Below are 21,456 nucleotides of genomic sequence, written 5' to 3' on the forward strand. Positions count from 1 at the left end.
AAAATGATGATAATTCCGTTCTTCGGGAAACAAGTTTTCGCCATTATTGCCTCGGTTGTAGATATGATAGTAGTGGCCGTTAATTAAGAGCGTTTCTTTTGACATATTTAACCTTGAGAGTAAAACCTTCCAGGTCTTAGAGACCTGGAAGGTCTGCTAACAACACCGCTTAATCCCGTTCCACTTTTCATCCTGCCACTGCTTGAAAAAAGCCTCTTTGCTCAGCGGCATATCGGCTTGATGATGTTCTGCATGGTGCTGTAAATAGCGCTCGTAAGCGTCATCGCCGGAAAGACGACGCACCACCCGCCAAAAGGTTTTGAGTTTGCTAAACATCAGTCCCTCACCCAGTCTTCAACCAGACGGCTCGGCGTATGCGGCGATTCCGCCAGCGGCAGCACCGGTTTTCCTGCCAGATAACGGCTGCAAACCCGCAGCATATCGAACACGATCAACCACAACAAGGCCACAAAAAACAGCGTTATCCAGCCGTCCAGATGCAGGTTGAAGATCAACTGCGGCGCAACAGCCGTTTTCTCCGGCGGCAACGCACCTGCCGCCAGCTTGTCGGCCAAATCGTTGGCCGCGGAAAAGAAGCCGATGCGTATATTGTCGCTGACGATTTTCTCCCATGCCGCCGTGCTGGTGATCGTCACCAGCCAGGTCAGCGGCAAGCCGGTCACCCAAGCGTATTTGAATTTGTCCGATTTAACCAAAATGCCGGTCGCCACGCACAGCGCAATCGCGGCCAGCATCTGGTTGGCAATGCCGAACAGCGGCCACAAGATATTGACCCCGCCGTTCGGGTCTATCACGCCGATATAAAGGAAATAACCCCACCCTGCCACGACCAACCCACTGGTCAAAATAACCGAAGGCGTCCACGAAGTTTCGCCCATTTTCGGCCAGATATTGCCGAGCATGTCCTGCAACATGAAGCGGCCGACGCGGGTTCCGGCATCCAGTGTGGTCAGGATAAAAATAGCCTCGAACATGATCGCAAAGTGGTACCACAAAGCCAGCATGCTCTCGCCGAACGCGCTGCCGAAAATACTCGCCATGCCGACAGCCAAAGACGGCGCACCGCCGGTTCTGGCGAACAGCGTCGCCTCGCCCATTTGACTGGCCAACAACCGCATCTGCTCTACAGTAACCGGAAAGCCCCACGAGGAAATCTTGGCAACGGCGTCAACAGCCTCCTTGCCGACCACGCCCGCCGGGCTGTTGATCGCAAAAAACACGCCCGGATCAAGCACGGTCGCCGCCATCATTGCCATGATCGCGACAAAGGATTCCAGCAACATGCCGCCGTAGCCGATCATGCGTATATCACGCTCGTTGCTGAGCAGTTTCGGCGTGGTGCCGGAAGCGATCAGCGAGTGGAAACCGGAAATAGCCCCGCAAGCAATGGTAATAAACACGAACGGGAACAACTTGCCGCCGAAAATAGGCCCGGTGCCGTCGATAAACTGCGTCAACGCAGGCATCTTCACGGTCGGCTGCAACATGATAATCGCCACCGCCAGCAAAGTAATCGTGCCGAGCTTAACGTAAGTCGACAGATAATCGCGCGGCGCCAGCAACAGCCAAACCGGCAAAATCGCCGCCGCAAAACCGTAAGCCATCACCCACCAGGCCAGCGTCAAACCTTCGTGATCGAACCAAACGCGCAGGGTAGGATTGTGATCGATCCAACCGCCACCGACCACGGCCAGCAACAGCAAAGTCACGCCCAACGCAGACGCTTCCAGCACTTGGCCGGGACGGAAACTGCGCATGTACAGGCCGACGATCATCGCAATCGGAATCGTCGCCGACACCGTAGCCGTCGCCCACGGGCTGTGCTTCATCGCGTTGACCACGACCAGCCCCAGCACCGCAATCAGGATGATCATAATCGCAAACGTACCGATCAGCGCCGCCGTCCCGCCCAATGCGCCCAGCTCGTCGCGCGCCATCTGGCCCAGGCTTTTGGCGTCGCGCCGGGTGGACAAAAACAGTGTCGTCATATCCTGCACGCAACCGCCCAGCACCGCGCCGAACAATATCCACAATGTGCCCGGCAAATAGCCGAACTGCGCGGCCAGCGTCGGGCCGACCAGCGGCCCCGGCCCCGCAATCGCCGCAAAATGATGACCGAACACGATCCATTTATTGGTCGGCACAAAATCTCGGCCGTTATCCAAACGTTCGGCCGGTGTCGCCCGCGTCTCGTCAACCACCAATACCGTCGCAGTAATCCACGCCGCGTAAAAACGGTAGGCAATGGCGTAAACGCACAAGGCGGCGGTTATAAACCACAACGTGTTGATGTGCTCGCCGCGGTTCAAGGCAATGCCGCCGACAGCTGCCGCGCCGAGCGCGGCAATCAGTACCCAGATGGAGTTTTTCAGTAGATTATTCATTAGGCATCTTCTATTTATTATTGATGTTTTAATGGTAAAACCAAGGAGATTATCCTTGAAAATGGCTAAATTGCGATAGGATTATGGTCAGATCCCACGCTACAGCGCTCGTTTTTATTCACAAGTATCTGCCGGAATGACGCGCTATTTAAAAAATGAAGGCATAAAGAGAACCTCTATACAACCTGCAAGCCCAAAAACTGCTGAAAGGGTTGAAAATCCTTGTCCGAATGCAATAACGGCAATTCGTTTTCAATGCAGTAAGTAGCAATCATCGTGTCGATGGTTTTTCGGGTCGTAATACCTTGTTTACGCAAGTTTCTGAAATTTTCAGCGCTCTTTAAACTGAGGGTTACGCCCAACATGGCGTGGACAGGCAGGGAGCAAAGCAAGGTTTTTGCGGTCTGGTAATCGGAATCCGATCTAAATCCTTGCAGCACTTCAGCCAGAATCAAATCCCCGATACATACCGGCTGTACACCCAGTAAGTTATCCAGCTTTTTGGTTGCCAGTGTTTCTGTGCCGTTAAAGTAATCGATCCAGACACTGGAATCGACCAGGATCACCGATCAGTCCTCATTTGCTCCAAATCGCCCTCCCATTTCAATTTGCCTTTAAAAGCTTTGATGCCCTCTTGCTGCTTCAACATCAATAAGGTTTTTAGACCTAGCTCTACCGCTTCGCGCTTGGATTTTGCGCCCGTCGCTTTTAAAACATCGGCCATTAAGGTGTCGTCAATGATTATATTGGTTCGCATCGGATTACCCTTGTGTAAGGAATTTATAAACAATACACATTAGAGCATGTCTATTGACATCATTCAATATTATATAAGCCATTGAAATAACCAAATTTACTCTATATGATGAAATCCGATTTTAATGGAGTGAACAATGAACACCAAAGTCATTAGCGCACATGTTCCAGAAGAACTGGCCGACAAAGTTGACCAAATAGCCGCTCGCTTGGATCGCTCACGCGGTTGGGTTATCAAACAGGCGTTGGCGGATTGGCTCGGACAAGAAGAAGAGCGCAGGCGTCTGACGTTGGAAGCGCTGGCAGATGTTGACACCGGACACGTCATCGACCACCAAGCGGTGCAAGCTTGGGCCAATAGCCTCGATACCGACAAGCCGCTGCCGATTCCGCGCTGATGCGGTTGAAGTGGACGAGCAAAGCGCTGGACGATCTAGCGCGGCTTTATGAGTTTTTAGCAGCGGTAAACAAACCGGCGGCAGCCCGCACAGTGCAATTATTAACCGCCGCCCCCACTCGGCTACTTGAACAACCCTATATCGGCGAAAAATTGGAAGAGTTCGAACCACGTGAGGTTCGCCGTATCTTGGTTGAACGATATGAAATGCGTTACGAGATTCAGGATTCCACTATCTATATATTGCGGCTGTGGCATACGCGCGAAGATCGATAGCTATGTTAGAGACAATGCCATTAAATTAAGCGTTGTAGGAGCGGACATTACAAATTACATTTGTTTTTTTGCAGGCACGTAAAATGTAAGGCCTGACCCTAATGACTCCCAGTCGTGCAAACCGAACACTTTAGATCATAATATGATACGTTAGATTTTAAGGTACGCTCTGCATACCCTACCAGGCTACCTGGATATTTTGTCGGTTGAGCTAAGAAACTAGTTCTTTGATCTTTTATCAAAAGGAATTATTTGTGGGAAAGAATAATAAAGCTCGTAGAGCTGAAAAAAAGAATCAAATAACAAAAAAACTTAAAAAACTAAGGGCTCAACAGACATGTAAGACTATCACCAAATCTAGCCTATCATCACCAGTGTTTACTATGTTGGATAATCCGCTCAGGAATTTAACTGATACTCAGAGGAGAGATTTGATTTGGCAGATAGGAGAGGACAATAAGAAGAAATTTCAAAAATCTCTGAATAATATCCAAGATTTATTAAAAGCGCATGATCCAATTACCTTATTAGCAATAATTTCTGGGTATGGCTTGAGTGTGGGAGCAGGTGACACGGGGGTTCAATCTAATGAGGGGCGTGCGCTAATAACCCAATCACACGTCGAAATGCTTCAAGCATTGCTTTTACAAATACCAAGGAGTGATTGGGGAACAAATCCAGTTACACCTGATGTGGTTCAGAAAGGATTCGATACATTAACCGAATTAGGTAGAGCTTTTTCCTTCAGTGGCATGAATAACGGGCGCCTAGATGCTAGTGCAAAAGGTAAAGCTATCGATTGCATACAATTCTTGGTTAGGAGCAATACACAAACCGTCAGGAATTGGGGCTATTATTCTCAGGTATTTAACATTTCAACGGAGTTATATAGTTACTTTGATGAAATACTGCTTGATAAGCATGAATTTAGCGCGACCACGATTATAAAAACATTCAATTTCATGCTCAGATCAATGGAAAAATCTTTGACAGAAAGGCATGTTGCATTAAGCAAGCTTAAAGCCATCAAAAAACCAAAAGAATTAGTCTTAAAATATCATGAGCTCATTGGTCAGGGACAAGAGGAAGCCGACCAGTTTTATGAAGTAGATGGCATTTCAAAGCTCCCAATAAAGAGTTTGTTTTTAATGCTTTTGAGCCACTATGATCTTGGAATGTCAGACTCTTTTTATTTCACGGCAGAGGCAGTCTCTTCCAAGACTGGGATTGATTCTGAAAGCACCAACTTAGTGTTAGATTATTTTTCATATTCTCCTGGAGCTTTAGAAACTCATAAAACCGAATTTTTATTTCTTGATAACCCAGTATGGAATAAACCCATCATAAAGGATGAAAAAGCGTATTTTTGTCCCATGCCACAATTATTTTTTAGTTTTGTGCTTTCGTCACTAGATGAAGTTATTGAAAAAAATAATAAAGATAAGCTTCATGATAGAAGAGCAAACTATTTGGAAGAGAAAATCGAAGAAATAGTAAAGCGGCGATTCCCCGAAGCTTTAACGGTATCGTGTGTTAAATGGCGTGTAGATGAAAAACAGTTTGAAACAGACTTAATAACCTTCATTGATTCCCATGCAATCATAATCGAAGCAAAGGCTCATAAAATAAGTAAGTCAGCCTTGAGAGGGGCACCTGACCGGATAAAGCGCCACATCAAGGAGATATTGGTAGAACCAAGCATTCAATCTAAGCGCTTAGAAAACAGGCTGAATGAACTGAGATTGGACGCAACCATCAGTGATGCCTTGAGGGATAGATTACCCGTTGATCTGAGTAGCATACATAAAGTGCTGCGAGTTTCTGTATCTTTAGAAGATTTTGCCTCTCTTCAAGCAAACTTCAGCAGATTTATTGATACTGAATGGCTACCAGAAGATTTTTATCCATGTCCAACGATGAACTTGGCGGATTTCGAGACCTTGTTCGATTTCTTGGATCATCCAGTGCAAATAATCCATTATCTTCAGCGTCGAACCGAACTAGAAGGGCATGTTAGCTTCCTAGGCGATGAGCTGGATTTTATGGGGCTATATGCAATGACACTTTTTAATTTAGGAAGCATGCAGTCGGAAGATAAAACAGAAATTATAATTTCTGAGATGTCAGCTCCACTTGATAAGTATTATATGTCAAGGGATGAAGGAATAATTCTTGAGAAGCCAAGACCAAAAATTTCCAAACTGTTTAATGATATTTTTCGCAAGCTTGAAGAACGATCCACTCCTCAATGGACAGAGATTGGTGTTCTGTTGAATATGTTTTCACCTAATGATCAATCGAAATTAGCTTCAGCTGTTGAGATGCTTAAAAAAGGTGTTAGCAGAACATGGCAAAAGGAAGGGCATAAAAATGCAATAATTTATGCCCCACCTGAGGCGTCGGAGTATGCACTTGCTTATGTTTTATTTAAGGATGGCAATGCACATAGACGGTATGAGTTTATAGAAAATGCTGCTGCTTCTGGGCTCAAACCAGAGCATGTAAAAAGCTGTCTAGTCATAGCAAAAAATATCGATCAAGATGATCTACCGTATCACTATATTTCACTTTGTAAATCATCCGATAATTGAGCGAGTAACCTGGATGGGGCTTGCGGAATCCGGTGCTTCGTGGTTTCAATCATCCCGTATTTCGCTACGCTACATACGAGCTACGCAACTTTTATGCTTTAAACATGAGCTGCTTTTCCAAGTATCTCGGCAGCCCATTGATTCAGGCTTTTGCCGGTAGCCTGAGCGGCTACCAGCGCCGCCGCATGAACCTCTGGTGGCACGCGCAGCATCAGCTTGCCGCTGGCAGGCTTTTCCGGCGTCTCGCCACGCGCCTTGCAATCATCAATCATGAAGTCGATGGCGGCCTCGAAGTCTGCACGCAATTCGGTTACCGTTTCGCCATGAAAGCCGATGATGGCTTTTACTCCAAGTACACGGCCCACGAAAATTGCATCGCGCTCATCGAATTCAATGCGGGCTGTATAGCCCTTATAAGTCATAGTGTTCATGGTTTAATCTCCAGTTTGCTCAGCATTTCGCGTAATTGCTCAACCTGATATTTCTTGGCATCCTTTCCTGGGTGAGGCCGGTGCGCATGCCATTCCATGCCCTGTAGCGTGAATTTCACACGCGAACCCTCGCGCTCGGTCTTTTCTCCACCCAATACGTTAGCAGTGCCTCAAGCTCGGCAAAGACAATAGACGCTTGTGTAGGCAAGGCAAATACGGAATGCAAGGTTTTTAGGTGTTTGGCTTTCATGGGGCAAAAAGCTACCAAATATCGATAGCAATGTAATCTATATTTTGTAAGTCGCAAAAAGCGAAAAGAAGTCAGGTTACTTTTCAAGCGGGGTTGAGTGCAATTCTTTCTTGGCTTGCTGCCAATCCATTACTTCAATGTCGCCGGAGAGAAATTGTTTTTCAGTTTCTATGAGTTCGGTTTCATGCCAGGATGGGCTGGAGAGATTATCTTCATCACCGACCAAATCACCCCAAAGCGCCTCGATAATCTTTAGCTTTTCTACGGCGGATAACTTGTGAAGTTCTTCGATGCTCATATAGGAAGTACCTGTGATTGATATTGCGTCTTTACCACGGACAGCTTAACCTTAAAGGAAAAGCACTGCTCTTGCAATCACACATTCCGTCGGCTCGGCAACAATGCGGCGATGAAAGAACCAGCTCGTTAGCCTTGTAAGTCATTTTATTGAACTTAGTTCTGCCGAAACTAAAACCTCTAACCGTATTAACCATGCCCCAAAACAAAACAATCCCAAAAACCAAAGGCGAATTTCTACTCGGCAATTTACGGCAGATGAAAGCCAATCCGTTTCAAGCGCTTTGCGACTGGCGGCGTGATTACGGCGATTTGGTGAGTTTCAGACTGGCGGTTCGCCATTTTTATTTAATCAGCCACCCAAAGCTGATCGAACAGGCTTTAATCAAACAAAGCGATATCTTTGTCAAAATGTACGACCCTAAAAAACCAACCGGTCTGGCACTGGTCTTAGGACAAGGGTTAGTGACCAGTCAGGGCGAGTTATGGCAACAGCAGCGGCGGTTAATGCAGCCGGTTTTCCAGAGGCGTAATTTGGCCTTATTGCTCCCGCAAATTGTCACCGCCGGCAATAACTTATTGGCAAGATGGCGGCTATTAGGCGACGGGGCTCATGTTAATCTCTCTGATGAAATGATGCAGGTAACGCTTGAAGTGATCACTCAAACCATGTTCAGCACCAGCGTCCTCGATAAAATTGAACGCATTGCGCCTGCTTTAGACACGTTGCTGCGGTATGCGGCCAAATCCGTAATCAATCCTTTGCGCATTCCGTTATTTATCCCCACCCAGGCCAATCGGGAATTCAATGCTGCAAGCTCCCTATTGGATGATCTCATTTACGGGATCATCGAGCAACGCCGCGCCCAGCCGGCAGCACACAGCGATTTGTTGGATATGTTGCTGAACGCAAGCGATGAGAACGGCGAACTTATGTCCGATAAACAGATTCGCGATGAAGTCATTACCATTTTTACCGCAGGCCATGAAACCACCGCTAACCTGTTAACCTGGACCCTCTATTTATTGGCCCGCCACCCGGATGTACTGGCTAAACTGCGTCAAGAACTCGATACATTGCTGCACGGCGAAATCCCAACGGCGGAAGACTTGCAGCAGTTTGTCTATACCAGAGCCGTATTGAACGAATCGATGCGCCTGCGTCCGCCTGTCGGCATTATGATGCGCAAAATTATTAAAGATACTGAGATTGACGGGCATTCGTTAAAGCAAGGCAGGCTGGCGATGTTCAGTATTTACAATATTCACCATCATCCGGATTTCTGGCCAGAGCCTGAACAGTTCGATCCCGAACGTTTTTTAAATACTGAAAGCCGTAGGTTTTCATTCATGCCGTTTGGAACCGGGGAACGCATCTGTATCGGCAACCATTTTGCGTTACTGGAAAGCCAGCTTTTGTTGAGCATGATACTTCAGCATTTTGATTTGCAGTTGCTTGATACGGATGAAGCCGAAATTGAAATGGCGGTGACTCTGAAGCCTAAGGGCGGGGTTCCGGCGAAGTTAGTCGTTCGAAGCAGACATCATTAGTTGCGCTGATCAGTTGAATTTAAAACTCAAACATATCAACCAAAGTTGATGAAATCATTTTTTGTGCTTTAGCATCTATAGTCCCGAGCTTTTTAACCAGCCTGGACTTATCGACCGCCCGCAATTGATCCAGCAAAACCAGCCCGGTCTTATCCTGAAACTCAAGCTCAACTCTTGAGGGCGCATGAAACCCTTTAGTAGTCATGGGTGCGATTAAAACCGTTTTCAAGCAATTCATTTCATTGGGCGAAACGATAACGCAGGGTCTGTTTTTTTTAATTTCACTGCCCATAGCCGGGTCAAGCTCGATCAGATAAACCTCGAACCGATTGACTACCATTCCCACGCCTCGCCGGTCGGAAGTTCCGCGCTATGGTCAAGATTGCTATGGGTTTTGTTAAAATCTTGCTCAATTTGAGCTGCGGTGATTCTTTTGAATTGCTCTTCCCAGCCTTGTCTGGTTTTTTTGATCGGAGTAATTAATAAGCCATTATCTACAACGTGAATTTCAAACTCCTGATCTTGAAGATTGGCTTGTTTAATAAGCGGTTGCGGTATCCTGATGCCTTGAGAATTTCCTATTTTGATTAAATGCGCCATATTTGACTCCTTTTAGCCCTTAATAAAATATAGTTACATTGTAATTACTTTTGAGGTCGGTGGTCAAATTCACTTTAGCGCAAAAAAAAGCCCATCATAAAGACGGGCTTTTTTAAACGCTTAAACTGACTATAGATTTATACCCCTCATCCCAACCTTCTCCCTCAAGGGAGAAGGTGCAAGAGAGGAAGATAAAATCAGTTTTTGGTTTTATCAACAATCTGGTTGGCTTTGATCCAAGGCATCATGCTGCGCAGTTTCGCGCCGACGACTTCAATCGGGTGCTCTGCATTCAAACGACGCTTGGCGGTCATTTCAGGATAGTTGGTCATGCCTTCCATAATGAATTGCTTGGCGTACTCGCCGTTTCTGATGTTTTTCAACGCTTCACGCATCGCCCAGCGGCTTTCTTCGTTGATGACTCTTGGGCCGGTAACGTATTCGCCGTACTCTGCATTGTTGGAAATGGAGTAGTTCATGTTGGCGATACCGCCTTCAAACATTAAATCAACAATCAACTTCAATTCGTGCAAGCATTCGAAGTAGGCCATTTCAGGCTCATAACCCGCTTCAACCAGGGTTTCAAAACCCATTTTTACGAGTTCAACCGCACCGCCGCATAATACCGCTTGTTCGCCGAATAAATCGGTTTCACATTCGTCGCGGAACGTGGTTTCGATGATGCCTGAACGGCCGCCGCCGATGGCTGACGCGTAAGACAAGCAGATCGATTTAGCTGTGCCTGAAGCATCTTGATGAACTGCGATTAAGTCGGGAACGCCGCCGCCGCGTACAAATTCAGAACGAACGGTATGGCCTGGGGCTTTAGGCGCGATCATGATCACGTCCAAATCGGCGCGTGGCACGACTTGGTTGTACAAAATTGAGAAGCCGTGGGCAAATGCCAATACTGAACCTTGTTTGATGTTCGGTTCAATTTCGTCCTTGTACAATTTTGATTGGAATTCATCAGGCGTCAGAATCATGACGATGTCCGCACCGGCAACCGCTTGTGCAACCGGCTGTACGATTAAACCATGCGCTTCAGCCTTAGCCACTGAAGGTGATCCTGCGCGCAAGCCCACGACAACCGAAACGCCGGATTCTTTTAGATTAAGAGCGTGGGCATGGCCTTGCGATCCGTAACCGATAATGGCCACTTTTTTACCTTTGATGATTGAAAGATCGGCATCTTTGTCGTAATAAACTTGCATGGTTTTTTCCTGTTTTTGGTGTTTTTAAAATTAATTAGACGAAAAGCTAAAGCTTACAAATGCAACCCTTTTTCGCCTCTCGATATACCTGTCGGCCCGGAACGGACGACTTCAATAATGCTGTCGCCGTCAATGGCTGCGATAAACGCATCGAGTTTACTGGACGGACCGGTCATTTCCACGACATAAGTGGTTGGCGTCACGTCGATAATCTTGCCGCGGAATATATCCGCCATACCTCTGATTTCTTCGCGTGTGTGCTCGGTGGTCCTGATCTTGACCATCATCAGTTCCCGTTCGATATGAACGGATTCGACCAAGTCGATCAGTTTAACCACATCAATCAGTTTATTCAGCTGCTTGGTGATTTGCTCGATAATGTCGTCGCTGCCGCGCGTGACCAGGGTCATACGCGACAGGCTGGGGTCTTCGGTAGGCGCTACGGTCAAGGACTCGATATTGTAGCCGCGCGCGGAAAACAAGCCTGCGACCCGCGATAACGCGCCGGATTCATTTTCAATCAGGATAGAAATAATATGTCTCATTACGCCAATTCCCTGTCGGTTGATGTGCCGTCCGCGACTCTTAAGGTCATATCGTTATGGGCCTTGCCCGCTTCAATCATCGGGTAAACATTTTCGGTCCGGTCGGTCAGGATGTCCAAAAATACCGTGCGGTCTTTCATCGCAAACGCTTCTTCCAGCGCAGGCCTGACATCTTCCGGTTTGTCGATACGCATGCCGACATGGCCGTATGCCTCGGTCAGTTTGACGAAATCCGGGATAGTATCCATGTACGAATGCGAGTAGCGGCTTTCGTAGCTAAATTCCTGCCATTGGCGAACCATGCCCAAATAGCTGTTGTTCAGGTTGATGATTTTTACCGGCGCATTGTATTGCAATGCAGTCGATAATTCCTGAATGCACATTTGGATGCTGCCGTCGCCGGTCACGCAGGCGACGTCCGAATCGGGAAACGCCAGCTTAACGCCGATGGCCGCAGGCAAGCCGAATCCCATCGTGCCCAAACCGCCCGAATTAATCCAATGCCTCGGCTTGTCGAACGGATAATACTGGGCCGCCCACATTTGATGCTGCCCTACATCCGATGTGACATAGGCCTCGCCTTTGGTGACTTCGTACAACTGTTCGATCACGTATTGCGGTTTGATCAAACGGCTGCTGCGGTCGTATTCCATGCACTTGACGGCCCGCCATTGGTCGATCTGCTTCCACCAGCTTTCCAAGGCTTTCTTGGACGGTTTCTTTTTGCTTTCCCTGATCATTTCCAGCATCTGCTCCAATACCGGTTTAACTTCGCCGACGATAGGAATCGCAACCTTAACGGTTTTGGAAATAGACGCAGGATCGACATCGATATGGATAATCTGGGCGTGCGGGCAAAATTCGTCCAGCTTGCCGGTAACGCGGTCGTCAAAACGCGCTCCGATAGCGATAATCACATCGCTGTCATGCATCGCCATATTGGCTTCATAAGTGCCGTGCATCCCGAGCATGCCGACGAACTGCTTGTCGGTTGCAGGATAAGCGCCCAAGCCCATCAAGGTATTGGTGATCGGAAAACCCAGCGTGTGAGCAAATTCGGTCAGTTCCTTGCTGGCTTCGCCTAAAATCACGCCGCCGCCGGAATAAATGATCGGCTTTTGTGCGGTCAATAATAAATCAACGGCTTTTTTAATTTGCCCCTTATGACCGTTAACCGCAGGGTTATAAGAACGGATAGATACTTTTTTAGGGTATTTATAAGGCACTTTGATTCTGGGATCGGTGATGTCTTTAGGCACGTCGACAACAACAGGACCGGGGCGGCCGGTTGTCGCGACATAAAAAGCCTTCTTGATGGTTTCAGCCAGTTTATTGACGTCTTTGACCAGGAAATTATGCTTCACGCAGGGCCGGGTAATACCGACCATATCGACTTCCTGGAACGCATCGCTGCCGATGACCGGCAACGGTACCTGCCCGGAAATAACCACCATCGGGATGGAGTCCATATAAGCGGTGGCAATGCCGGTTACGGCATTGGTTGCGCCAGGGCCTGAAGTAACCAGAACTACGCCCGGTTTGCCGGTAGCGCGGGCATAGCCGTCCGCCGCATGGGTCGCGCCCTGTTCGTGCCGAACCAGAATGTGTTTGACATCATCCTGCTGGAAAAGAGCATCGTATAAATGCAATACCGCCCCGCCGGGATAGCCAAAAATATATTCTACGCCTTCGTCCTTAAGACTCTGAACTACGATTTGTGCGCCGTTTAGCTCCACGCTAATACCCTCAAATAGACTTTCGAATTAAGCCGATTAACTGCGTTTTAAAAAACTCAAGCCCCCAAATACCCGGTGTGTTTTTAAAGACGCCAGATAAACTGCTGCTGGCAGCCGCCTTGTTCAGACGGCATAATGCAAGCATTTTACTAGGTTTTTGGTCGAATTGTACACGCATCTCTTATCCTTTTTGATTCTTGCCCGGCCGATAACAATCAATTACAGCTCATCATTAGCCGCCGGATAAAAATATCGTTAAAAAGTGTTGCCGGTGAATTTAAAGGAAAGTTGGTGCAATACCGGTGTTGAGCCCGATGACGCGATTACGGCGTTGTTCCATGTCGACAGTTTGGCGTGCCTTTGTATTTTTTGTGCTTTTTATGTCTTTCGCGGACTAACTGTTTTTCTGGAACAGGCCTCGACTACGCTGAAAATTCAACCTCGTAACCGGCAAACTTGCGGATATTAATCACGCCGGTATCCAGCAATAAATACTGGCCTTTAATACCGTGCAGCACCCCTGATACTTCGGCGTCTTTATCAAGATTAAACGACTTAACCTTGACCGGATAACTGTCTACAGGAAAATGAATGTCCACCACCGGCTGATCGATTAAACACTCAATCGCCTGTTGGCCGAAACGCTGGGTAATGCCGGCCAACTCCGCCTCGCAAACCGCGACTAATTCATCCCGTTTTACAAGTAGATCGACAGGTTCGGCCTTACTTTTAAGCATTTGCTGCCAGCTGGTTTTATCGCTGACATGTTTGGCGATGGCGATTTCAATCAGGCCGGAAATATAACGCGACTGCACCTTAAAAATCGGCAGCGCCTGCACCGCGCCTTGATCTATCCAACGCGTCGGAATTTGAGACTGACGGGTAATGCCGACCTTAATACCGCTGGAATTGGCCAAATAAACCACATGCGGCTGAAAACAGAACTCCTCTCCCCATGCGGGTTCCCGGCAGGTACCCGCCTCATAATGACAGGTTTCCGGCTTCATGATGCACATGTCGCATTGCGCCAGCGAGGTAAAACAGGGGTAGCAATAGCCCTGGTTAAAACTCTTTTTAATCGCCCTGTTGCAGTGCATGCAAAATATTTTTCCGGTATACGTCAGCTTAACCGGCTTGCCGATCAGCGGATTTAACGAAACCGATTGATCACCGACCGGCAGCTCGTACTGAACCTGCTGCTCCAGTCGGACGCGCATTTTTCTTAATTGCCCCTGCATTCAGACATTCCCTAAAAATATAATAACAATGGACCGGTTAAAGATAACCGTCGGTATTTTTTACCAACCAACGCTCGGATTGGGATTTTAACAGCTCCTTTTTCCAGAAAGGCGCTCTCGATTTTAACGCCTCCATAATATATCGGCTCGCATCAAAGGCATCGCCTCGATGCGATGTCCAGACCGCCACCAACACAATCGGCTCATTCGGCAGAATATCACCCACCCGATGCACCACCAACGCATCAATGACCGGCCATTGCCGCATGGCTTCGGCGACGATTTTTTCCAGCTGTTTTTCGGTCATGCCGGGATAATGTTCCAGCGTCATGCCCTTTACATCATCGCCTTCATTGAAATCGCGCATCGTGCCAATAAAAATGCTGGTTGCGCCGAACTTGCCGGGCATGTCCGTTGCCGAAGACTGGTGCGCCTGAACCTCCCGCCAGGGATCGAAAGGCTCAGGGCAAATTTTTATATCCACGGTCAACCTCCGGTCACCGGCGGAAAAAAAGCCACTTCATCGCCGTCATTAACAGCAGCGTCCCATTCGACATAATCCATATTCACCGCCGCCAGGATATTATCCGGCAGCACTTTGTTCGGATTGGCGTAGCGCCACACGTCGCCGACTGTAGCCAAGCCTGCAATCTCCAGATTGTCTTCCGAACGGCCGATACTTTCTTTCAAGCTGGCGAAATACCGCACCTTAATCGACATAGTCATTCACTCAATAAAACGGGCACCAGGTGCATTACGGGAGACCGGCCTCCTTTTTAGTTTTCTTAACCGGCAGTTGTTATAATAAAAACCACTTGACTGTTTCGCTGCTAATTTTACAGAAAAATGACTGCATTAACCCACTTTAATCAATCCGGCGAAGCGCATATGGTTAACGTCGGCGAGAAGGCGATCACCCAGCGCACCGCGATCACTGAAGGCTATATTGAAATGCAGCCGGAAACGCTCAAGCTGATCGTAGACGGCGGCCACAAAAAAGGCGACGTGCTGGCTATAGCAAGAATTGCCGGCATCATGGCCAGCAAAAAAACTGCGGACCTGATTCCGCTCTGTCACCCGCTGCCGCTAACGCATGTTGAAATCAAGCTGAGCGCTGAAATCGACAACAACCGGATACGCTGCCAAACCACCGTAAAAACAAACGGGCAGACCGGCGTAGAAATGGAAGCGCTAAACGCCACGCAAATTGCCTTACTGACCATTTACGATATGTGCAAAGCCGTAGATAGAGGCATGGTTATCCAGTCAGTCCGGCTACTGGAAAAAGATGGCGGCAAATCGGGACACTGGCAATACGATCAACAGAATGTTGCCTGAAACAGCCTAAATTGTGCATTTGGGCGCTGGAAAACAGAATACAAAAACCAAACCGGCTACACTGCCCTCCTTATCATTCTGACGAGCAAGCCGATACAGGTAATGTCGATGCCTATCAGATTTGTTACACTAAACTTATTTTTGCAACAAGGCGCCGATTGTTTTGGCGTTATCTCAAATAACAGCAGAGACAACTATGTCGATTATATTAAAAGAACTGGCCGATCTTTGTGGCGCGCGGATTGAAGGCGGCGATTCATCAGCAACCATCCATTCAGCGGCAGAAATCACCTCTGCACATCAAGGTCAAGTCACGCAGCTGACCAACAGTCGCTATACCCGGCACCTTAAACATTCAATGGCTTCCGCCTGCTTTATTGCGGAAGGCTTCGGTGTTGAAAATGTACCGGAAAGCATGACGCTGTTAATTTGCCCCGATCCTGAGCTCAGCTTTATCAAAGCGGTCGAATTACTGCATCCTGCCAGAACTTACGAACAGAAAATTGCGCCGCAGGCGGTGCTTGAGGCCAATATAATCTTAGGTAATAACTTGTATATAGGCCCTTACGCCATCATCGGCGAAGACTCAAGCATAGGCGATGACAGCCAGATACATGCGGGGGCCTATGTCGGTAAAAATGTCAAAATAGGCAAAAACTGCCGGATTTACCCTTATGCCGTTATTTATGACGATGTGGTCATAGGCAATAATGTCATTATTCATTCGGGAGCCATCATTGGCGCTGACGGCTTTGGTTATAAGTTTCGGAATAACGCGCATGTCAAAGTCCCTCAAGTCGGCAATGTGGTTATCGAAGACAATGTCGAGATTGGCGCCAATACCTGCATAGACAGAGGCGCATTGGGAAGCACCTTAATAGGAGCCGGCAGCAAAATCGATAATCTGGTGCAGATTGGGCACAACAACAAAGTCGGCAAAAACGTCATTATGTGCGGCTTAACGGGCGTATCCGGCTCTTGCAACATTGAAGACTATGCGATTCTGGCGGGAAGCTCTGGCATTGCCGATCACGTTACGATTGGCCGAGGCGCAGTTGTCATGGCCCGTTCCGGCGTGGCGGGCGACGTCCAGGCAGGCGCCCAGGTTTTCGGCAGTCCGGCAAAAGACAAGAAAACAGCTTATAAAGAGCAGATCGCAATCAGCAAGTTGCCCGAGCTGTTGAAGAAAGTAAAAATGCTGGAGGAAAAAATCCAGATGCTGGAAGGCAATTCATAGTCCACGCATCAAAGGCTTCCGACCTAGCGTTTCGAAACAAAAACTGCAAAGCAAAAAAAACCCTCCACCGAAACGATGGAGGGTTTTTTCCAGTTAAACTAGGTTTGTAGTCTTACTGAGCGGTTTTGTTGCTGGTTTTTCTTTTCTCGATGTTTGAGAAAGTTTCTTGTTGCAACTGAGCTACACTACCGCTTTGTAAGTGTTTAGTTTCATCTTGTTTCAGCAATACAACTAAAACAATAACAGCAGCAATAGCAACACCAGCAATCAACCATGTGTTATCTTTTTCTTGTTCTTCAGCCATTTTAAAATCCTCGAAAGTTTATTTAATTATATTGTTGTATTCCCTTTCCTCAAAGGGAGCTCCTCAATAACTGTGTTATTGAGTTGCTTGTCGAATTAAGTAATAAACGACAGGGTACTTTTTATCATGAGATACGGCGTTATGTCAAAGCTATAAATAAAAAAACACCAATCGCATCAGGCTCCATGAGGTAAAGAAGATTTCTGACAATTAAAAACGGCAAGATGATGCTCGGCAACCAAATGAAAACTAATGAAAATATACCGGAGCCTCAAACGATATTAGGGCATTGCTGCCGATTGACTCGTTTCGACCGGAAATCAAGCCACCAGCATTGGAAAGATAATCGTGTCTAAAATTGCCGAACCCAATCGCACTACAAATCGGATACATGAGAGCACAGGCGATTTAATTGAGGCAATACGAAAGTATTTTTTGCTTCAACGCGGAAGAACAGGGCCATTCATTTCCCGAAAGAATTGAAGATGGGCTTTACGCCCTGATAATGATCCGCTACTCTCTGACCGGCTTTTTATCCAGTTTTCGTTGCAGCGTGCGCCTGTGCATGTTCAACGCCCTGGCGGCAGCGGAAATGTTGCCGTCGTGCTGCATCAACACTTTTTGCAGATGCTCCCATTCCAGGCGTTTTACGGACAAGGGGTTTTCACTAATCGAGACCGATGAGTCGCCATCATTTTTATGCAGGGCGTTTACAATTTCGTCCGCATTGGCCGGCTTGGTTAGATAATGTGTGGCGCCCAGCTTTATGGCTTCCACCGCTGTAGCAATGCTGGCGAAACCGGTTAACATCACGCAAACGGTATTGTCGTCCAAAGAGATCAGCGTTTTCACCAGCTCCAGGCCGGATTCATGACCGATACGCAAGTCAATCACGGCATATTCGGGCAGATAACGCTCGGCAAACGATATGCCTGTTTTAACGTCGTTGGCGACCAATACCTCATAATTTCTTTTTTCCAATGCACTCTTCAATACATTGCAAAAAGTCACATCGTCATCCACCAGCAACAGCCGTGGTTTATCCGTTTCCTGGGTTGTCATGATTATTCTCTGTATTTAAAAGGGGTAAGATGATTTCCACGCAGGCGCCGCCCGCCTCGCTGTTGTAAAAATTAATTTTACCGCCCAGTCGATTAATAGTGGAATAAGCTAAAAATAGCCCCACCCCTAAGCCGCGCTTTTTACTGACAACGGGTTGTTTACCGGCAAAATCAATCAATTCCGGGGGCAAGCCTGGGCCAAAATCCTTGATTTTAATAACCACATGGTCTAAATCCCATGACGCATGAAATTCGATACCTTTTTCCGAGGGAGATGCTTCAGCGGCATTATTCAGAATGTTAATAATCGAATGGGTCAGCGTGAGCTCGGCAATAATTTTTGCCTGCGTCTCAACTTCAGGATTGATAAAAAAACTCAGTTTTACCGTCGGTTTGTGAGTACGCCACTGGTTGATGACCTCATCAATATAATCGGTCAGCAGCATGGCTCGACCGGATTCTGCGCGCATTTCGCCGGCAGAAGCCGACATCACCGACAGCGCTGTTTTACAGCGATCAATCTGTTGCTGCATGATCAATAGTTTCTCATGCAAATCTGGAAAACGATGCGTCGGGTACTCTTGCTCAAGCTCATGCGACACAATGGCAATAGTGCCTAATGGCGTTCCCATGTCGTGGGCGGCGCTAGCCGCCAATGTCCCTAAAGCAACAACACGCTCATCCCTTAACGCATTTTCCCGTGCTTCGGCCAAACTGCGTTCCTGGGCTTTCAGCGTTTTAGCCAGCTCAACGACAAAGAATGCGACTAAGCCGGCGCTGAATACAAAACCGAACCACATGCCGAAAATATGAAGATTAAAATATTGACTGTCATTCATCGAATGCACATGCTGCAACAGCTCATAATTTTTTGCATCGGAATACCGCATTTCCGGGTTGGGCATGTGGGGTTCTATCGACGGCAAAGGAATATTGTAGGCCATTAGCGCCGTATACATGGACGTGGTTAAAATCACCATATACCAAGCATAGGATTGATGCAGCATGATGGCGGTAATAATCAACGGCAACAGGAATACCCAGGTAATCGGGTTCGAGGCGCCTCCGGTCAGGTACAGCAATGCTGTAATGCCACAAACATCAATAACTAACTGGGAAAAAATTTCCAGCTCCGTAACCGGATCTTCCGTCTGTAAACGCATTGAGGTATAGACATTGACCGCGCCTATCGACAATATCACCAGCCAGAGCGGCTGCTCAGGCAGGCGAATATTAAGGCCATATACCGATAAAACAATGAGTATAACCTCACTGAGTATCATCAAATTCCTGAGAATAAACAGCCATTTCAGGTTTTGTCGGGCGGAAAGTTCTGATTTATGCGAGGCGTATGAAAGCATTTTTTATTAAAACGGTATGTTGTAGAAATATCCTAAATCAAGAAACTAACAATATTTAGGTATATTATCGGTTGGATTTTTTAAATATAAATAACCAATACACAACTGCGACAATATGTCACATTTTATGTTGAAATATTTGTTGATATTATTAACCTAACTTTTAAGGCTCTAGTAGAGCACCATAGCTGAAAAGTTGCGTTATATTCTTCCTAAATATATTCCAAGGCGGTTTTTTTAAACCGCCTTTTTTTTGCCCGGCGAAATCAAACCTGATCAAAAACCACTCCCAGCCCTCCTAAACCGCAGTACCCCATAGGATTCTTGGCCAGATATTGCTGATGCATATCCTCGGCATAATAAAACTCGCCAACCGATATAATCTCTGTGGTTATTTGGCCGAATCCTGCTCGAGTGAGTTGATTCTGGTAGTGTTGTTTTGATGCCAGCGCCTCATCAAATTGTTCCTGAGTATAGGTATAAATCCCGGATCGATATTGCGTGCCGATGTCATTGCCTTGCCTCATGCCCTGCGTCGGGTTATGGGACTCCCAAAAAACCTGAAGTAGGTCACGGAATGAAATAATAGCCGGATCATAAATCACTTTGACGACCTCATTATGCCCGGTTAAACCGGTGCATAACTCCTCATAAGTCGGATTAGGCGTGTAGCCGCCGGTATAACCGACTGCCGTGCTAAACACGCCACGGCATTGCCAAAACCTCCGCTCCGCGCCCCAGAAACACCCCATTCCAAACACAACCTGCTCCATGTTTTCCGGAAACGGCGGAACTATCGGGTTGCCTGTCACGAAATGCCTGTTGATAACAGACATGGGCGTATTTCGGCCGGGCAAGGCTTCTTTAGGATCGGGTAAAATAAGTTTTTTAGATGAAAAAATCATAGCCTGTGGTATTTTTATAAGACTTTTTGGGCGAACATTATTATGAGCCTGATGCCGTAAAATGCACGATTTTTTTAACCGGGGAAACATGATAGAACAAGATTTACTACGCCGTTTTTTATTTGAAGAACTGGGCGTTCGAGGAGAGTGGGTTAAATTAACCACCAGCTGGCAGGCCGCAAAACAGCATCAGCGCGGATCTGAAAATGTGCAGCAACAATTGGGACAGGCTCTCGCAGCCGTTGTCATGTTGTCGGCTACGGTCAAGTTTAAAGGCTCGATGATTCTTCAGGCTCAAGGCGACGGCGATATTAAGACGCTGGTTGCTCAGGCAACGGATCAGCGAAAAATCAGAGGCTTGGTAAGAGGCAAGGAAAACGTGACTGTCGGCTCATTAGAATCCATGTTCGGACACGGACGGCTGGTACTCACTATCGAATCGCAAAACGGCCATCCCTATCAAGGCATCGTTCCGCTGCACGGTAGTAATTTGGCCGCCGCCTTGCAAACCTATTTTGAGCAATCGGAGCAGCTTAAGACCCGCTTGTGGTTATTCGCCAGTGCCACCCATGCCGTAGGATTATTGTTACAGGAACTGCCGGCGCAGGAAAATTACCAGGCTGATTGGGAACATATCGAAATACTGGCAAATACAGTGACCGAGCAGGAACTGTTCGACCTGGATTGCGAACAGCTGCTGTCCCGATTGTTCCATCAGGAAAAAGTAAGACTCTTTGATCCAGAACCGGTTGAATTCAGCTGCGCCTGTTCACGGTCAAACATCGAGAAAACATTATTCGCCATGGGCCGGACTGAACTCGAAGATATTCTAAAGGAGCGGGACATTATTGAAGTCACTTGCGAATTCTGTAGCGAACACTACCGCTTCGATAAAGTTGATGTCGAAAATATCCTGTCTCAGAAAAACACCGCTACTGACTTCGAAACACGACATTGATAACT

Annotated in this window: 26 protein-coding genes; 7 read left to right on the plus strand and 19 right to left on the minus strand. The window is 47.2% G+C overall.

Features of this window, described 5'->3' with window-relative positions; translation table 11 throughout:
- Positions 1-156: 156 nt before the first annotated feature.
- The 4 genes from V3O24_RS10060 to V3O24_RS10075 form a co-directional block, all read right to left on the minus strand.
- A complete protein-coding gene (locus V3O24_RS10060; RefSeq protein ID WP_331307141.1) occupies positions 157-336 on the minus strand; it encodes a YbdD/YjiX family protein in 180 nt (59 codons plus the stop codon).
- Positions 336-2,405 carry a carbon starvation CstA family protein gene (locus tag V3O24_RS10065; RefSeq protein WP_331307142.1) on the minus strand — a complete coding sequence of 690 codons (2,070 nt, stop codon included), beginning with the start codon at positions 2,403-2,405 and terminating at the stop codon, positions 336-338. The genes V3O24_RS10060 and V3O24_RS10065 overlap by 1 nt, the downstream gene beginning before the upstream one ends.
- 176 nt (positions 2,406-2,581) lie before the next feature.
- Positions 2,582-2,971 carry a PIN domain nuclease gene (locus V3O24_RS10070; RefSeq protein WP_331307143.1) on the minus strand — a complete coding sequence of 130 codons (390 nt, stop codon included), beginning with the start codon at positions 2,969-2,971 and terminating at the stop codon, positions 2,582-2,584.
- Positions 2,968-3,162 (minus strand): type II toxin-antitoxin system VapB family antitoxin, encoded by a 195-nt coding sequence (locus V3O24_RS10075; protein ID WP_104425431.1) that lies wholly within the window; start codon positions 3,160-3,162, stop codon positions 2,968-2,970. Before V3O24_RS10075 ends, V3O24_RS10070 begins: the two co-directional genes overlap by 4 nt.
- Positions 3,163-3,298: 136 nt before the next feature.
- On the opposite strand from V3O24_RS10075, the gene V3O24_RS10080 reads away from it, so the two are divergent.
- The 3 genes from V3O24_RS10080 (at position 3,299) to V3O24_RS10090 (ending at position 6,425) form a co-directional block, all read left to right on the plus strand.
- Entirely contained in the window at positions 3,299-3,559 is a 261-nt protein-coding gene (locus V3O24_RS10080) for a ribbon-helix-helix domain-containing protein (protein WP_331307144.1), read from the plus strand.
- Complete coding sequence (locus V3O24_RS10085) at positions 3,559-3,834, plus strand: type II toxin-antitoxin system RelE/ParE family toxin (protein ID WP_331307145.1); 276 nt, start codon at positions 3,559-3,561, stop codon at positions 3,832-3,834. The genes V3O24_RS10080 and V3O24_RS10085 overlap by 1 nt, the downstream gene beginning before the upstream one ends.
- A gap of 254 nt (positions 3,835-4,088) precedes the next feature.
- A complete protein-coding gene (locus V3O24_RS10090; protein WP_331307146.1) occupies positions 4,089-6,425 on the plus strand; it encodes a hypothetical protein in 2,337 nt (778 codons plus the stop codon).
- A gap of 98 nt (positions 6,426-6,523) precedes the next feature.
- Here V3O24_RS10090 and V3O24_RS10095 read toward each other — a convergent pair whose 3' ends face one another.
- The 3 genes from V3O24_RS10095 to V3O24_RS10105 all read right to left on the minus strand — a co-directional run bounded on the left by V3O24_RS10095 (position 6,524) and on the right by V3O24_RS10105 (position 7,404).
- Positions 6,524-6,856, minus strand: a complete 333-nt coding sequence (locus tag V3O24_RS10095) for a type II toxin-antitoxin system HicB family antitoxin (RefSeq protein WP_331307147.1) — start codon at positions 6,854-6,856, stop codon at positions 6,524-6,526.
- The gene (locus V3O24_RS10100) at positions 6,853-7,011 is read right to left on the minus strand and encodes a type II toxin-antitoxin system HicA family toxin (protein ID WP_331307148.1); all 159 of its coding nucleotides are present in this window, start codon (positions 7,009-7,011) and stop codon (positions 6,853-6,855) included. Before V3O24_RS10100 ends, V3O24_RS10095 begins: the two co-directional genes overlap by 4 nt.
- A gap of 171 nt (positions 7,012-7,182) precedes the next feature.
- Complete coding sequence (locus tag V3O24_RS10105; RefSeq protein ID WP_331307149.1) at positions 7,183-7,404, minus strand: addiction module protein; 222 nt, start codon at positions 7,402-7,404, stop codon at positions 7,183-7,185.
- Between the two features lie 194 nt (positions 7,405-7,598).
- On the opposite strand from V3O24_RS10105, the gene V3O24_RS10110 reads away from it, so the two are divergent.
- Positions 7,599-8,954 carry a cytochrome P450 gene (locus V3O24_RS10110; protein ID WP_331307150.1) on the plus strand — a complete coding sequence of 452 codons (1,356 nt, stop codon included), beginning with the start codon at positions 7,599-7,601 and terminating at the stop codon, positions 8,952-8,954.
- A gap of 19 nt (positions 8,955-8,973) precedes the next feature.
- Here the strand turns inward: V3O24_RS10110 and V3O24_RS10115 are convergent, their stop codons facing one another.
- From V3O24_RS10115 to moaD, 8 genes are all read right to left on the minus strand, one after another.
- On the minus strand, positions 8,974-9,294 hold the full coding sequence (locus V3O24_RS10115) for a type II toxin-antitoxin system PemK/MazF family toxin (RefSeq protein ID WP_331307151.1): 321 nt from the start codon (positions 9,292-9,294) through the stop codon (positions 8,974-8,976).
- Positions 9,288-9,554, minus strand: a complete 267-nt coding sequence (locus tag V3O24_RS10120; protein WP_331307152.1) for an AbrB/MazE/SpoVT family DNA-binding domain-containing protein — start codon at positions 9,552-9,554, stop codon at positions 9,288-9,290. The genes V3O24_RS10115 and V3O24_RS10120 overlap by 7 nt, the downstream gene beginning before the upstream one ends.
- 197 nt (positions 9,555-9,751) lie before the next feature.
- Entirely contained in the window at positions 9,752-10,768 is a 1,017-nt protein-coding gene (ilvC, locus tag V3O24_RS10125) for a ketol-acid reductoisomerase (protein WP_104425460.1), read from the minus strand.
- A 53-nt stretch (positions 10,769-10,821) separates the two neighbouring features.
- Positions 10,822-11,313, minus strand: coding sequence for an acetolactate synthase small subunit (ilvN, locus tag V3O24_RS10130; protein ID WP_104425461.1), 492 nt, complete (start codon positions 11,311-11,313; stop codon positions 10,822-10,824).
- Entirely contained in the window at positions 11,313-13,049 is a 1,737-nt protein-coding gene (locus V3O24_RS10135; protein WP_331307153.1) for an acetolactate synthase 3 large subunit, read from the minus strand. Before V3O24_RS10135 ends, ilvN begins: the two co-directional genes overlap by 1 nt.
- Before the next feature lie 422 nt (positions 13,050-13,471).
- Positions 13,472-14,287 (minus strand): DUF2797 domain-containing protein, encoded by an 816-nt coding sequence (locus V3O24_RS10140; protein WP_331307154.1) that lies wholly within the window; start codon positions 14,285-14,287, stop codon positions 13,472-13,474.
- Positions 14,288-14,324: 37 nt separating this feature from the next.
- Entirely contained in the window at positions 14,325-14,771 is a 447-nt protein-coding gene (locus V3O24_RS10145) for a molybdenum cofactor biosynthesis protein MoaE (RefSeq protein ID WP_331307155.1), read from the minus strand.
- Between the two features lie 2 nt (positions 14,772-14,773).
- Positions 14,774-15,007, minus strand: a complete 234-nt coding sequence (gene moaD, locus V3O24_RS10150; RefSeq protein ID WP_104425465.1) for a molybdopterin converting factor subunit 1 — start codon at positions 15,005-15,007, stop codon at positions 14,774-14,776.
- A 126-nt stretch (positions 15,008-15,133) separates the two neighbouring features.
- Between moaD and moaC the strand changes: the two genes are divergently transcribed.
- Both moaC and lpxD read left to right on the plus strand, forming a co-directional pair.
- On the plus strand, positions 15,134-15,625 hold the full coding sequence (gene moaC / locus V3O24_RS10155; protein ID WP_331307156.1) for a cyclic pyranopterin monophosphate synthase MoaC: 492 nt from the start codon (positions 15,134-15,136) through the stop codon (positions 15,623-15,625).
- Between the two features lie 196 nt (positions 15,626-15,821).
- A complete protein-coding gene (gene lpxD / locus V3O24_RS10160; protein WP_104425467.1) occupies positions 15,822-16,862 on the plus strand; it encodes a UDP-3-O-(3-hydroxymyristoyl)glucosamine N-acyltransferase in 1,041 nt (346 codons plus the stop codon).
- Between the two features lie 112 nt (positions 16,863-16,974).
- Here lpxD and V3O24_RS10165 read toward each other — a convergent pair whose 3' ends face one another.
- The 4 genes from V3O24_RS10165 to msrA all read right to left on the minus strand — a co-directional run bounded on the left by V3O24_RS10165 (position 16,975) and on the right by msrA (position 20,493).
- Positions 16,975-17,166, minus strand: coding sequence for a hypothetical protein (locus V3O24_RS10165; protein WP_104425468.1), 192 nt, complete (start codon positions 17,164-17,166; stop codon positions 16,975-16,977).
- Positions 17,167-17,679: 513 nt separating this feature from the next.
- Positions 17,680-18,228, minus strand: a complete 549-nt coding sequence (locus V3O24_RS10170; RefSeq protein ID WP_104425469.1) for a response regulator transcription factor — start codon at positions 18,226-18,228, stop codon at positions 17,680-17,682.
- The gene (locus tag V3O24_RS10175; protein ID WP_104425470.1) at positions 18,206-19,588 is read right to left on the minus strand and encodes an ATP-binding protein; all 1,383 of its coding nucleotides are present in this window, start codon (positions 19,586-19,588) and stop codon (positions 18,206-18,208) included. The genes V3O24_RS10170 and V3O24_RS10175 overlap by 23 nt, the downstream gene beginning before the upstream one ends.
- A gap of 266 nt (positions 19,589-19,854) precedes the next feature.
- Positions 19,855-20,493, minus strand: coding sequence for a peptide-methionine (S)-S-oxide reductase MsrA (msrA, locus tag V3O24_RS10180; RefSeq protein ID WP_331307157.1), 639 nt, complete (start codon positions 20,491-20,493; stop codon positions 19,855-19,857).
- An 88-nt stretch (positions 20,494-20,581) separates the two neighbouring features.
- Here msrA and hslO point away from each other — a divergent pair, with 88 nt between their 5' ends.
- Positions 20,582-21,451, plus strand: coding sequence for an Hsp33 family molecular chaperone HslO (hslO, locus tag V3O24_RS10185; protein ID WP_331307158.1), 870 nt, complete (start codon positions 20,582-20,584; stop codon positions 21,449-21,451).
- Positions 21,452-21,456: the final 5 nt, after the last annotated feature.

It is taken from the genome of Methylobacter sp. Wu8, from assembly GCF_036440755.1.
GTDB classification, from domain to species: Bacteria; Pseudomonadota; Gammaproteobacteria; order Methylococcales; family Methylomonadaceae; genus Methylobacter_A; species Methylobacter_A tundripaludum_A.